The organism is Rhodoflexus caldus (assembly GCF_021206925.1).
Classification (GTDB): domain Bacteria; phylum Bacteroidota; class Bacteroidia; order Cytophagales; family Thermoflexibacteraceae; genus Rhodoflexus; species Rhodoflexus caldus.
Genome location: NZ_JAJPRF010000006.1, coordinates 187,071 through 198,398 on the forward strand (window position 1 = coordinate 187,071; position 11,328 = coordinate 198,398).

An 11,328-nucleotide genomic window follows, 5' to 3' on the forward strand; every position below is an offset into this window, starting at 1 on the left:
TAAGCCAAATTCGTTTTACAGATAACGTTCTATTCTTTTTTGAATTGCAGCGCTGCCCAATTGTTTTTGTCGCTTTGACGCTCCAAAACAAGCCCTTGTTGCTCACAGTCGGCCTGTATGGCAGGGATATCGCTGACGTAAAAACCGCTGAGCAACAGCCGCCCGCCTTTTGCCAGCAGTCGGGCATAAATCGGCATCTCGGCCAGCAACACACTCAGGTTGATATTGGCAAAAATCAGGTCGTAGTAGCTTTCGGGGCGGCCACATTCGGCAGCCGTGCCTACGTAAGTACGCATCTGTACACCGTTGAGTTGAGCATTTTCGGCGCTACTCTCCACCGACCAGTCTTCCACGTCGCAAGCATCTGCCTCAATGGCTCCTCGTTTCAGCGCCAAAATCGCCAAAATACCTGTACCACAACCAAAATCAGCTACTTTTTTGTTCCGGCAATCCAAATCCAGAATAAAGGCAAGCATTTGGGCTGTGGTTTCATGATGTCCCGTACCAAATGACATTTTGGGCGTAATCAGCAAATCATAAGGGTATGGCTCGCCCCTGCTGTTCATGATAGGAGCATGAAATTCGGCACGTACAATGCAGCGGTCGTCCACCACCACCGGCGGATAACTTTCTTCCCATACCTGATTCCAATTCTGACGCTCCTCTTCGCGTATTTCCATGCGGATATCTGCTCCGCCGCTGTATCGGCTGATAATTTCCTCCGTACTTTGGCGGTCAAACAAGTGCGATTCTATGGAAGTTTCAAAAGCGCCGTTTTCCAAATCAAGAAAAATGGAAAAACCCGTCATGGACAACTCTGCTTTGAGGATATCGGCAAAATCTTCGGGGGCATAAATGGTGAGAATGGTATAGGACATGTTCGTAATGAGTTAAATATCATTACAAACCTAATCCATTTTCCGACAAAGCGGATGCAGCCATGCTTTACAAAGCTGCAATGGCGCACTGTCGGATTAAGCCAATGAGCAAACTTTTATCTTCTCTTTTTAAATGCGAAAGAGATAGGCTTATGCAGGTTTTTTTGCATAATTTCATGCAAATTATTTGCTAATCATCTGATAATTAAACATTTTACGTCGGAAAAATCAAAATAAAATTTTAGCACAAAAATGCACGGCTTTGAATTGTATTTTTCTGATGTGGGTATATTTGTACGGACAGGGCGCGCCCTGTTACGGGTGCAATGCCGAATCAAATTAAACTTGCCAAGATTTATATCGCGCAACTTGCGTTTTGTACAAATCACTTGCCCTTTTGACAGGCGCATTTCGGTATGAAAACTGTCAAGTTTGCAGATGTTACAATTTCAAAATGCGGAAAGCGCCCCGCGCTACCATGAAAAATACAATTAACCCTACTATCAAATCGGGGGTTTTGGATTGCAGCCACCAGACCAATCCGCCTGCAACGATTACGCCAATATTGGCAATTACATCGTTGGAAGTAAAAATCAGACTTGCCTGCATGTGCACCTCATCGCTTTTGCTTTTTTGCAGCAAATAGAGGCAGGCAGCATTACCCATAAGTGCAAAAAGTGAAACAACCATCATGGTTTGAAATTCGGGCATGAGTTCCCATCCCAAAAAACGGCGCAAAGTTTCCAACAGTCCGAAAATGGCCAGCATGAGTTGGAAGTACCCGCTGATGCGGGCAATTCGTTTTTTACGCACAGCGGCTGCCCCCACTGCAAAAAGTGCCATGCCGTAAACAAAACTGTCTGCCAGCATGTCCAACCCGTCGGCCAATAACCCCATAGAGCCTGAAAGCACCCCAAACAGCGATTCAGCTACAAAAAATGTAAAATTAATTACCAGAACCGCTATCAGCAGGCGGCGCTGTCGGGCTTCATTTTCGGTAAAATGCTCCGAGTGGTCAGCAATTTGCACTGCATCGGACGACTGAAAAGCTGTGCCTAATTGCAAACTTTCCAAGGCGGCAAATATCGGTTGCCATTCGCCACTGTGCAGCACCACCAATGTTCGGCCGGCGATATCAAACTTCAACTGCTGTATTTGCGAAAGCGGCTCTAATTTCATCCGTATGAGTTGTTCCTCCGAAGGGCAGTCCATTTGTGCCACGATAAAAATTGTGCGATACAAACTCATATTCTGAAATGGTCGGCTATTTCCTGAATTTCATCGGAGGGGTAACGACAAACGCCCGAAGCGGGCTGCATTGCTATTTTCAGCATCGCTTTGGCCACGTCTGCCCCGTGAATGGCGCGGTATTTTCGCAGACTGCCTGCCAGCAGCGGTGTAACCAATGGCATCAACCATTTGGCAAAATCTTCGCCGAAGCGCTTTTCTTTGCGCTCGCCCAGTAACAGCGAAGGCTGAAAAATGCTGAGCGAAGGGAATTGCAACCCGATAAGTGCCTCTTCCAATTCGCCTTTTACTCGGCTGTAAAACACCATCGAGCGGGCATCGCTTCCCAATGCGGTAACCACAAGAAAATGCGCTGTTCCCTTATCGCGCATGGCCTTTGCAAGTGCCAGCGGATAGTCATAATCTACTTTTCTGAATGCTTCGCGGGAGCCGGCCTTTTTAATGGTTGTTCCCAAACAGCAAAAAGCCGCATCAACCACGGGCAAATTGTCATAGTCTTGCGGATTGTCAAAATTGAAAATAATTTCCTGCAACTTAGGATGACTGATTTGCATAGGCTTACGCACAAGGGGAACCACGTGCATAATGGCAGGGTTTTGCAGCGATTGGCGTAGTAAATGGCTGCCAATCAGCCCGGTTGCGCCGGCAATTAATACTTTCATGTGGCAAAGATGGCGTACTCAATGATATTTTACCAGCAGTTGGTCAATTTCTGCAAGCATTTGTTTAGCAAATTGACAAACGACTTGTAAATTGCTTTGTATCTGTGCGGGAGTAAGGTTGTTTTCCTCGCTCAATTCTAAAGCAATCAGTGCATGATTAAACTCTTTTATACCGGCATAGGCAACACAAGACTTGAATTTATGAGCAATATTGCGCAGGTCTTCCCATTGTTGCGTATCAAATGCTTGCTGCATGGCAACAGGAAATTCCACCAGATTTTTTCGCAGCACCGACAGCAACTCGGCAATAAATGCTTCGTTGTTATCAGCCACTTGATATAAGTAGTCGAGATTCATAGCCATTAGGCGTGGGTTTCTTTGGCTCCGATTAACTCACAAAGGCTGTGTATCAGACTAATCCATAATTCCTTTAAATCGGCTTCGTTATCAATCAGCGAGTAATCAATAACTTTCAGGAAAGTGGTCTCCGTCATATCGTTATGCGCCAGTTTAAACTCAAGATAGGATGGGTCTTCTTTGTCAGCTTCGTTTTCAGGCAGGAATACAAATTTGACATGTTTGTTGAGCTGTAGCGCGGTGAGCTTTGCCAAATGACTGGTGCCGTCCCAAACAATATCGTAGATACGTTCCTCGGCATTCACGACCTTTACTTTCTCTGCAAACCATTCGGAAAGCCCTAAGGGGGTTGAGAGGTATGGAAACAGCATCTTTACCGACGCATTGATTTCAAATTCGGCCACGTATTTTAACTTCGCCATAGCCTTGTGCAGTTTGTTTACTGCAATATAACATTTTGGAAAATAAAAAAAAGTTTTGGAAGTAAAATAATAGGGTTTAATTTTGCACTCACAAACGGCGGGGTAGCTCAGATGGTTAGAGCGTAGGATTCATAACCCTAAGGTCACGGGTTCGATTCCCGTCTCCGCTACGGAATGTTAATTTTGAGCCGCTAAAACCCATTCTAACACACGTTAGAATGGGTTTTTTTATTGGTTATCAGGCTGTTAGCTTCGGGTGTAAAATTCGGATACACCTGAAAAATTCGGATACAGTGGTGTAACCTGCATCAATTTTGCACACAAACCTATCAGCTTTACTATGAAAAAAAATGAATGTTTTGTTTGTGTGCAGAAAGATGAAAAAAAGCACGTCGGTAATTTATTGCCGCATTACGATTGCAGGGCAGCGGGCGGGGGACTTCACAACGGGCGTAAAAATGCCGCTTGACGCATGGAACGCTAAAACACAACGCGCCAACGTACCGACAAAAGGCAACGGACGCGCCGCCCTGTTGGAAGCAAACACGCGGCTTGAACAAATCTTTACTGACCTGCAAAACACCTACAACCGCCTCACCGCCGGAGGCAAACAGGTTTCCGCCAAAGCCGTAAAAGATGCCTACCTGACACCCGAAACAACCTTACAGGCAGTCGCCCAAAGGTATTACCAACAGCAGCAGGCACTTTGTGCGGCAGGCAAACTAAGCAGCAGCACGCTGCAAACCTACACGGCAAAAAATAACCTCTTACAAGAGTTTTCACCCGATTTGCCGCTGGCAGACGTTACGCGGCAATGGCTCAAACGCTACGAAAATTGGCTTTTGACCGTTAAGCGATTCGGTACAGACCACACGGGGCGCAATTTAGGTTATGTAAAAATGTTGCTGCGCTTTGCCGTAGGGGAGGAACTGTTGCCGTACAGCCCGATAGACCACTGCAAAGTACAACGCGGCAAGCCCGATATTCCCGTTTTCCTGACCGATGAAGAATTGAACAGGTTGCGCCGATACACAACCGACAGCGCGGCTCTGTTGCGCACCCGCGATTTGTTCCTGTTCCAATGCCTTACCGGAATTGCTTACACCGATTTGAAGCAGGTAAACACCGCAACCGTAAGCGAAGAAAACGGCGGCAAGTGGCTGCGTATCAAGCAGCAAAAATCGGGGGAGTTGAGCCTTGTACCGCTATTGCCCGAAGCGGAAGGAATCTTACGGCAGTATAACAACGCGCTGCCGATTACCTGCCTGCAAATCCACAACCGACGGCTGAAACAAATTGCTGCGGACTGCCATATCCGTAAGCCAGTAAGCAGCCACATAGGACGCAAAACCTTTGCAACCATGATGCTAAACAAGGGCGTAAGCATAGAAGCCGTTGCCGCTATGCTTGGCCACAGCAGCGTAGAGATGACACGCCGGCACTATGCCCGCGTTTCAACCGTTAGGCTACAACGTGAACTGCAAGAGGCAGGGCTGCTTGCGGGGTAGGTGGTTGAAATTTCGTACATTTGTAAGGATGAAATGCAAAGAATATTCTTAGTAGTATGCACTCCTTACAAAGGATGTTTGAGCGGAGTATAAGCACTGATGAGATAGAACTTGTTATTGCTATTGGTGAGGTTATAGAGGAATATCCTACTGATAAGCCATACCCAAGTGTGCTGATACCGGGTTTTATTGGTAAGCGACCTATTCACGTAGTTGTAGCTCAAACACCTGAAAAATTGTGTGTTGTGGTAACAGCCTATCAACCCGATAAGACTGTATGGGAACCCGATTTCAAAACTAAAAAAAGAAGAAAATAAAGCCATGAAATGCGTCATCTGTAAAAACGGTACTACCAGAAAAGGTAAAGTAACCGTAACGCTGGAGCGAAAAGGCTCTATCGTGCTGATTAAAAATGTTACTGCACAGGTTTGTAATAATTGCGGTCATTATTACCTGTCAAGTGATATGGCAAAAAAAGTGCTTCAAAAAGGGGAAGAATCCATGAAAAAAGGCGTGGAATTGGAAGTATTGAAAATGCAACCCGCGTAAATAATTTGCGATGGAAAATAAAGCATATCAGGAGGCTTTGCGCTACATGGATAATGCGAAGGAATCCCTTAAAAATGCAGGCAAGAAAGACAATGACTATGCCGATGTGAAATATGTTATCAGCGCGTCAGGGATAGCATACAGAGGCGTTCTGCTTGCCATAGATGAGTATTTGAAAAGGAAAGAAGGAGCTAAACCAGCATCCATAGAAGAATACCGCACAAGGCTTTCAAAGCATAACAAAACCCTGAAAACGCTGCTTAATTCCGTTTACGACAGTTTGCACCTTGCCGGGTATTATCACGGCACTACATCAGCAAGAACTATTAAGCATGGGCTTGAAGATGCCTATAAAATCATCAACTACATAAAGCCCTCATAGCCCAAGCCAACTAAAAAACCCTGCGCCAAAAGCACAGGGTTTTTTAGTTATTTACAAAGTTCAGATAAATGGATAGTTAGCACCTCCGAATAATCATCGGGCAGGGCTGTAAGTTTGCCATTAGGGGCGGGGGCAATTTTCAGCCATTCAGCCGTATCAAATAAATAAACAAAAGCCTCCAAAACCCCGTGCTTTTCAAGTGCATTTTTGGACTTTCTCACCGCTGCCGCCCTGCTCTTGCGCTCATCTACTTCCACGATTACCTCCGCTTTCAAATCCCTGTTAAAAAAGGATATATCAGGTATTTTAAGCCCTTTGGAGTCAATTCTTGCATGATGCACTGCTTTGTACTTGCGCTTTTTCTTGCGGTTGTAGGCTTCTGTCAGGTCTTGGCAAAAAATAGTTTCGTACAGGTTTTCAGCAGGCGACATACCCAATGTAACTGCTCCGCTTGCAAAATTTTGCTTGCGGATAGATTTAGGGTCATCCCATCGGTTGCGGGGTGTGTTTTTTCCGGCTTTGCTCATTGGTTTAACAGATTAGTAAAAATACATATATTTTTACTCAAAATCGTGCTTATAGCTGCGGATGTAGGCGCGTAGCTCTGCAAGCAGCCACGCCTTTATTTCCCCGCTAATCACAGGGTTTTCAGGTGGCAATTGCTGTAAGCTAAAATACAGCGTTTCATCCGCGCCGATGTCTGCCAGCAGGCTGAATTTCTGCATTTCAACAGCCAGTTGCATAACTGTTTCGGGCGGTAGCCCTGCCTGTAATTGTCTCGGAATTGTCAGGCCAAAGGTTGCATCTCGGTAATTTTTGACGGTAATCATCGTGCCTCATGGATTTAGAGGCAGTCTGCGAGGCGGTGTGAGGTGGGAATTGCTTCGCGCAAATTTAATCAATATCTGGTATGAGCCAAAATTCTAACTCCTCATTGCTTTGTCTGACGCGGATTTGTGCACTTCCTTGATGCGGCTGTTTTCCATAATGCCGTCTATGAGCTTTCCCGATAAGAGCCGATTTTTTTTCGCTGCTATCTTACGTTTTCTTGTGTGTTTCATTCCACTTGCTTCACGGGTAGAAAAAGAAATGAAAGGTCAAATTTACCGCCGTCCCATGTTACGCTTTTGCCGTCGGGGACTACCTGAAAATGCGTGTGCGCCGGCAGGTTGCCAAGCCATTGGGCAGGGAAGGCAAACTCGCGCCCGTCGTTGATTTGTACGATTATTTTTTCGCCTTCCTGTACTGCGTTTGTAATGGCAAGCGGTGCGGTAAGTATAGCAATAAACGCTTGCAGATTTTTACTTTTTCGTGCCGCATCCATATCTGCTTTGTGTGTATCTGAATGATAAAAAAGCCCTCTGATGCTGAAATATTCGTCTATTTTTGGGAAGGCAATCGTAAAATCGTCGGCTTCAAAGTAGGCTCTTTTGGCTTTGTCCGCATTTGCCATATAAGGAAACCAAGAAAGCGGACAGGCTATGTATCGCCCGTCGTTCAAATGAAACTGTATTTTGTCGTTTGTAAAAACAACATCAACTACCGTTAGCCCTTTCGTTATTTTTTGAAGAAACTCATCCATGCTTCTAACAACTGTTGTTCGTTCTCCTGTAAAATTAAGCGAATTTTATTGAGCCTTGCAAGGCTGTAACCACTGCTTTCGCGCAGCTCAACAGGGGCTATTTTAAAAATTGCGCTGCCGCCGTGCCCGCGCACGTGTACATGTGGCGGCTCGTGGTCGTTAGAATAGAAACTAACTTTATAGCCGTCCCGGTTTAACACGGTGGGCAGGTCGCCCAAAGGCGTAAGCAATTTTATCGCACGTTCTTTGGCAAGCGCAAGGCGTTCGTCGTTTACATGATAGTTGCGTTTTTCGTATCTCACATTCATTGGGCTTGCTATTCTTACGATATTATCCGCTTCAAAACGATACCGTGCGTTCGGAAATTTAATAGTAATTGTTTTTAATTCATCCGAAGTTATCGGGATGCCGTATTTGTAAGCCAAGTGCGAGGCAAGTTTATCAGTGTCGCGTCCGGTGAAATCATATTGCTCTTTGATTTCTTCATGCGCCCATCTGATGTCTCTTAGAATAGCTTTGTAGGTTTTTAATTCTTGCTTGCTAAGACCGTCCAGTGCGCCCAAAGGCGCAAGCAATTTTATCGCACGTTTTTTGGCCGCGACTATCAATAAACGCATACTGCTGTCCGGGAAATCGCTTAAATTGCCATTGGCAATGTGAACCACTTGCCATCTGTAATAATAACCTTCGTGTTGCCCTTTCTTGTTTATTAATTGTACTCTGTCAGAACCAATGCCACGACCACGTACATTACCGATTTTGCCGTCGTTAGCTATGTATATATGCTCTCTTATCATTGTTTAAATTGTTTCTTTAAGTGCACAAGGAAGCATGAGCAAAAACGGTATGCACCGCTCCCAATGCAGGGCGTAGTAGTTGTAGCCCAATGCAATATTTTGGTAATAGTCGGGGCGATTATCCCAGTAGTATTGCTCACTTCTGATTGACCACGCGGAAAGCCCCAATACGGAAGCCAAAAACCACTTTTCCAACAGCCGCGCCGCCCTTCCGTTGCCGTCTGTGAACGGGTGTATTTTGGCTATCCAGAGGTGAATCATGGAAGCATAATAAAAGGTTTGCAAAATGTCTAATTCTTCGTTGAGCAAAACGTCAATATCTTCAAACAAACGATTCAGTTCCTCTTTGACAAGCTGCGGCTCTACTGCCAAATAAACAGGGCGCATGGTTTGTGCATCTCTTACGCCTACCATTTCCTTTCTGATTTTGCCGCGTTCTTTGGCAGGCAAAAAGGTTTGAGAAAGGATGGCATGGGCTTTCATAAAATTGGCTTTGTTCAAGCGGTTTTCGGCAGCAAACTTGTAAGCTGCCGTTAAATCCTCTATTTCCTGAACCTCCTTTTGCTTGGGTGTGGTTTTGCTGCCCCTATTCCTGAAAAAGCTGTTTACGTCCAGCGTATTTCCTTCAATTTTAGACGAATAAAGCGACGCGTTAATCAGGTAATATTCAAAATCTTCTGCCGTGAAATCCGATTTTGCCCGCAACTTTTGAAAAGCATCGGACAAACTGACCGGGCAGGCTTTCAAATAAGCCTCATAGAACCATGATGAAATAAGATTGAGCTGTTTGTCCATACAACAAATTTACCGATTCTATTTCTTAACACCGTTGTTTGTTTGGCTGCGGAAAAAGATACCATGTTGCATCCATAGACATCCGTAGCCCGTTAGAACTATTAAAAGCCGTTTAAGATGAAAAAGAAGCCGTTTAAAACCGTTCCCTTTGCAGAAAAAGGCATTGCAATCATCAAGCGTAAGGAGCAATTCAGCCGTGAATGGTTACAAGACAGAGAAGCAGTCCTGCGCGAATTAGACGAACTGCGCCAACGCTTTCAGATTAAAGAAGTCAAATTTCCGTTTACTGCTGCACATCCCGCTATCAAAGCAAAAGCCGCCAAACCGCTAAAGAAACGTTAGAACCGTACTGTTTTCACACTATTCTGCAAGTCAATTTTTATATGTGATCGTACTGTTGTTACGAAAAAATATCATGTATGCTAAATAAGGTCGTTCAGGTCTATGCCTAACACATCAGAATAGCTTTCGTGTATGATGGCTTCGCCTATGTTGGTAAACTTGCGCCACTTGTGGGTTTCAATGTTGAAAAAAAATGCCTCTGCTGCGCCTTCCTTTACCAATTCTTTACAGCGTTTGACGCTTACTTTCTCGCCTGCGTTGTTATCTAACTCAATTACAACGGCAACCCGATAGCGAAAAGGTTTGATGCTGTCAATGGCTATAAAGCTGATGTCCGGAATTTTGGTTGTAGGCGGATTGTGCCAATCAAACGAAATCTTGACGCTTGCAAAGTAATTTTTAGCGGGCTGTTGATTGTAGCTAAGTGCCATTAAATTCATGTAGTAGGATTCTAATGGGTCATCGTTTGGGACATCTCCCAAGCCCAAATGAAAACCCTTTTTGGCAATAGTTTTGGTACTGTGCCAACGGTTGCGGGGCAAAAAACGCCCTGTTTTTGGGTCGCGTTTGGGTGTTTTGGGTTTCATCTTACTTGTAATTTCGTTCGCACCATTCAATCACTTTTCTTCCTTCTTCCATTGCCGATTTTACTACTGTTGCACTTAGCTCGCCGTCGTAGCCCATAGATTTGTGCAGCAAATTATAGGCAGAGGCAACATACTTGCTTAGTTTACTGTCGCGCTTTCCTACGGCTGCCTGATAGTCTTTGATGTCTGCTCTCTGTCCGCGTTTGAGGTTATCGGTAATTTTCAGCACGGCATCAAGGGCAATGAGTACGCCGTTCCATGCGGTATTTCCTGCCATGCGGACGTATTTAGGGTCGGAATAGTAGCCGCCTTCTTTTCCGGCTTTGGTGGCAAGAATATCCTGTGCGTTTTGGTATTACCGCCATGCTTCGGCAATGGGGTTACTTTGCGAGTTTTTTGCACCCGCCGGCGGTATATCGGCTAAGGGTGGTTTTCTGCGGGGCATAGGTTCAAATGTTTTCTAAGTACAAATAGTTGCTGAAATGTACGTCCAGCACTGCCGAATAGTCGGTTTCTTCCATCTGTACCTGCTTGTTTGCCAGTGTGTACCTGCGCCATGCGCCTGTTTTGTAATTCAATGCAAATGCTTCCATGTGTTTGTGTCTAAGCAAATAGGATTCTTCTATTTTGGCAATAAGCCGTTTTGAAAACGATTTTTCAATTTCTATGGAAACGATTACGCGGTCTGTCGCACGGCTGACAAAGGTAACGTCGGGCACTTCCTCGCCTGTTGTTTTGTGGTTGGCGGTACCTTCCTGAAAAGCCTCCACCGCCTTAAAGCCGTGTTGTAAGTACCAGTTGATAACGATATTACGGGAAAACCGCTGATGTGCGATTCCGGGACGTGCAAGCCCGATTCCTTCCAAACTGTACCCCATATTTTTAAGACTAATTTACTTGAATTTTGCTAATAAGGATTCAAAATCCTGATTAAATGAAGTAAGTCATCAGCCGTTGAAAGATTGAGTTTTAAATTATGCGTTCCTAAATTCAGGCTAAACAAATTTATATCCAACGTTTCCCCGTGCTTTACCTGTCTTGAATTGTAGCGGATGTAAAAATCGCCCTCTTTGTCTAAATCAAGGTACGGATAAATATTAGACCTTTTGGTTGGTGATTATCAGTGAATTACCTAATTTTACTTGGTGATTCTTTCAAATTTATATAACTATGGCAAGTATTTTTCACACGTTGCACGTCGCATCTTAAAAGTGACAAG

The 11,328-nt window shown here is 44.8% G+C and carries 17 protein-coding genes, 1 tRNA gene and 1 pseudogene; 6 read left to right on the forward strand and 13 right to left on the reverse strand.

The window, feature by feature from the left end; translation table 11 throughout:
* Positions 1-29: 29 nt before the first annotated feature.
* The 5 genes from prmA to NDK19_RS09425 form a co-directional block, all read right to left on the reverse strand.
* On the reverse strand, positions 30-878 hold the full coding sequence (gene prmA, locus NDK19_RS09405) for a 50S ribosomal protein L11 methyltransferase (RefSeq protein WP_250631622.1): 849 nt from the start codon (positions 876-878) through the stop codon (positions 30-32).
* Positions 879-1,319: 441 nt separating this feature from the next.
* Positions 1,320-2,120 (reverse strand): cation transporter, encoded by an 801-nt coding sequence (locus NDK19_RS09410; RefSeq protein WP_250631641.1) that lies wholly within the window; start codon positions 2,118-2,120, stop codon positions 1,320-1,322.
* Positions 2,121-2,122: 2 nt separating this feature from the next.
* On the reverse strand, positions 2,123-2,788 hold the full coding sequence (locus tag NDK19_RS09415) for an oxidoreductase (RefSeq protein WP_250631623.1): 666 nt from the start codon (positions 2,786-2,788) through the stop codon (positions 2,123-2,125).
* A gap of 18 nt (positions 2,789-2,806) precedes the next feature.
* Positions 2,807-3,151, reverse strand: a complete 345-nt coding sequence (locus NDK19_RS09420) for an Hpt domain-containing protein (RefSeq protein ID WP_250631624.1) — start codon at positions 3,149-3,151, stop codon at positions 2,807-2,809.
* A complete protein-coding gene (locus NDK19_RS09425; protein WP_250631625.1) occupies positions 3,151-3,567 on the reverse strand; it encodes an START-like domain-containing protein in 417 nt (138 codons plus the stop codon). The genes NDK19_RS09420 and NDK19_RS09425 overlap by 1 nt, the downstream gene beginning before the upstream one ends.
* Before the next feature lie 96 nt (positions 3,568-3,663).
* Here NDK19_RS09425 and NDK19_RS09430 point away from each other — a divergent pair.
* The 5 genes from NDK19_RS09430 to NDK19_RS09450 all read left to right on the forward strand — a co-directional run bounded on the left by NDK19_RS09430 (position 3,664) and on the right by NDK19_RS09450 (position 6,006).
* Positions 3,664-3,737, forward strand: a tRNA-Met gene (locus tag NDK19_RS09430).
* A 207-nt stretch (positions 3,738-3,944) separates the two neighbouring features.
* On the forward strand, positions 3,945-5,075 hold the full coding sequence (locus NDK19_RS09435) for a tyrosine-type recombinase/integrase (RefSeq protein ID WP_250631626.1): 1,131 nt from the start codon (positions 3,945-3,947) through the stop codon (positions 5,073-5,075).
* A 56-nt stretch (positions 5,076-5,131) separates the two neighbouring features.
* Positions 5,132-5,392, forward strand: coding sequence for a DUF4258 domain-containing protein (locus tag NDK19_RS09440; RefSeq protein WP_250631627.1), 261 nt, complete (start codon positions 5,132-5,134; stop codon positions 5,390-5,392).
* Positions 5,393-5,396: 4 nt separating this feature from the next.
* Positions 5,397-5,624, forward strand: a complete 228-nt coding sequence (locus tag NDK19_RS09445) for a type II toxin-antitoxin system MqsA family antitoxin (protein ID WP_250631628.1) — start codon at positions 5,397-5,399, stop codon at positions 5,622-5,624.
* A gap of 10 nt (positions 5,625-5,634) precedes the next feature.
* Entirely contained in the window at positions 5,635-6,006 is a 372-nt protein-coding gene (locus NDK19_RS09450) for a DUF5618 family protein (protein ID WP_250631629.1), read from the forward strand.
* Between the two features lie 47 nt (positions 6,007-6,053).
* Here NDK19_RS09450 and NDK19_RS09455 read toward each other — a convergent pair whose 3' ends face one another.
* From NDK19_RS09455 to NDK19_RS09475, 5 genes are all read right to left on the reverse strand, one after another.
* On the reverse strand, positions 6,054-6,533 hold the full coding sequence (locus tag NDK19_RS09455; protein ID WP_250631630.1) for a hypothetical protein: 480 nt from the start codon (positions 6,531-6,533) through the stop codon (positions 6,054-6,056).
* A 33-nt stretch (positions 6,534-6,566) separates the two neighbouring features.
* Positions 6,567-6,836 carry a hypothetical protein gene (locus tag NDK19_RS09460; protein ID WP_250631631.1) on the reverse strand — a complete coding sequence of 90 codons (270 nt, stop codon included), beginning with the start codon at positions 6,834-6,836 and terminating at the stop codon, positions 6,567-6,569.
* Positions 6,837-7,063: 227 nt separating this feature from the next.
* Complete coding sequence (locus tag NDK19_RS09465) at positions 7,064-7,588, reverse strand: DUF2442 domain-containing protein (protein ID WP_250631632.1); 525 nt, start codon at positions 7,586-7,588, stop codon at positions 7,064-7,066.
* Positions 7,564-8,385, reverse strand: a complete 822-nt coding sequence (locus tag NDK19_RS09470; protein ID WP_250631633.1) for a DUF4160 domain-containing protein — start codon at positions 8,383-8,385, stop codon at positions 7,564-7,566. Before NDK19_RS09470 ends, NDK19_RS09465 begins: the two co-directional genes overlap by 25 nt.
* 3 nt (positions 8,386-8,388) lie before the next feature.
* Positions 8,389-9,180 (reverse strand): Fic family protein, encoded by a 792-nt coding sequence (locus NDK19_RS09475; protein WP_250631634.1) that lies wholly within the window; start codon positions 9,178-9,180, stop codon positions 8,389-8,391.
* A 117-nt stretch (positions 9,181-9,297) separates the two neighbouring features.
* Here NDK19_RS09475 and NDK19_RS09480 point away from each other — a divergent pair, with 117 nt between their 5' ends.
* On the forward strand, positions 9,298-9,522 hold the full coding sequence (locus NDK19_RS09480) for a hypothetical protein (RefSeq protein WP_250631635.1): 225 nt from the start codon (positions 9,298-9,300) through the stop codon (positions 9,520-9,522).
* An 80-nt stretch (positions 9,523-9,602) separates the two neighbouring features.
* On the opposite strand, the gene NDK19_RS09485 is transcribed toward NDK19_RS09480, so the two are convergent.
* The 3 genes and pseudogenes from NDK19_RS09485 to NDK19_RS09495 all read right to left on the reverse strand — a co-directional run bounded on the left by NDK19_RS09485 (position 9,603) and on the right by NDK19_RS09495 (position 10,987).
* Complete coding sequence (locus NDK19_RS09485; RefSeq protein ID WP_250631636.1) at positions 9,603-10,109, reverse strand: hypothetical protein; 507 nt, start codon at positions 10,107-10,109, stop codon at positions 9,603-9,605.
* A 1-nt stretch (position 10,110) separates the two neighbouring features.
* Positions 10,111-10,449 (reverse strand): annotated as a pseudogene (locus NDK19_RS09490) (DUF5618 family protein); the annotation flags it as partial.
* 109 nt (positions 10,450-10,558) lie between these two features.
* Positions 10,559-10,987, reverse strand: a complete 429-nt coding sequence (locus NDK19_RS09495) for a hypothetical protein (RefSeq protein ID WP_250631637.1) — start codon at positions 10,985-10,987, stop codon at positions 10,559-10,561.
* Positions 10,988-11,328: the final 341 nt, after the last annotated feature.

What these genes read in the sequence shown, in the direction of transcription:
- prmA (WP_250631622.1), bottom strand. Translation starts at nt 878, where the DNA reads ATGTCCTATACCATTCTCACCATTTATGCCCCCGAAGATTTTGCCGAT.
- NDK19_RS09415 (WP_250631623.1), bottom strand. Translation starts at nt 2,788, where the DNA reads ATGAAAGTATTAATTGCCGGCGCAACCGGGCTGATTGGCAGCCATTTA.
- NDK19_RS09420 (WP_250631624.1), bottom strand. Translation starts at nt 3,151, where the DNA reads ATGGCTATGAATCTCGACTACTTATATCAAGTGGCTGATAACAACGAA.
- NDK19_RS09425 (WP_250631625.1), bottom strand. Translation starts at nt 3,567, where the DNA reads ATGGCGAAGTTAAAATACGTGGCCGAATTTGAAATCAATGCGTCGGTA.
- NDK19_RS09435 (WP_250631626.1), top strand. Translation starts at nt 3,945, where the DNA reads ATGAAAAAAAGCACGTCGGTAATTTATTGCCGCATTACGATTGCAGGG.
- NDK19_RS09440 (WP_250631627.1), top strand. Translation starts at nt 5,132, where the DNA reads ATGCACTCCTTACAAAGGATGTTTGAGCGGAGTATAAGCACTGATGAG.
- NDK19_RS09445 (WP_250631628.1), top strand. Translation starts at nt 5,397, where the DNA reads ATGAAATGCGTCATCTGTAAAAACGGTACTACCAGAAAAGGTAAAGTA.
- NDK19_RS09450 (WP_250631629.1), top strand. Translation starts at nt 5,635, where the DNA reads ATGGAAAATAAAGCATATCAGGAGGCTTTGCGCTACATGGATAATGCG.
- NDK19_RS09455 (WP_250631630.1), bottom strand. Translation starts at nt 6,533, where the DNA reads ATGAGCAAAGCCGGAAAAAACACACCCCGCAACCGATGGGATGACCCT.
- NDK19_RS09460 (WP_250631631.1), bottom strand. Translation starts at nt 6,836, where the DNA reads ATGATTACCGTCAAAAATTACCGAGATGCAACCTTTGGCCTGACAATT.
- NDK19_RS09465 (WP_250631632.1), bottom strand. Translation starts at nt 7,588, where the DNA reads ATGGATGAGTTTCTTCAAAAAATAACGAAAGGGCTAACGGTAGTTGAT.
- NDK19_RS09470 (WP_250631633.1), bottom strand. Translation starts at nt 8,385, where the DNA reads ATGATAAGAGAGCATATATACATAGCTAACGACGGCAAAATCGGTAAT.
- NDK19_RS09475 (WP_250631634.1), bottom strand. Translation starts at nt 9,180, where the DNA reads ATGGACAAACAGCTCAATCTTATTTCATCATGGTTCTATGAGGCTTAT.
- NDK19_RS09480 (WP_250631635.1), top strand. Translation starts at nt 9,298, where the DNA reads ATGAAAAAGAAGCCGTTTAAAACCGTTCCCTTTGCAGAAAAAGGCATT.
- NDK19_RS09485 (WP_250631636.1), bottom strand. Translation starts at nt 10,109, where the DNA reads ATGAAACCCAAAACACCCAAACGCGACCCAAAAACAGGGCGTTTTTTG.
- NDK19_RS09495 (WP_250631637.1), bottom strand. Translation starts at nt 10,987, where the DNA reads ATGGGGTACAGTTTGGAAGGAATCGGGCTTGCACGTCCCGGAATCGCA.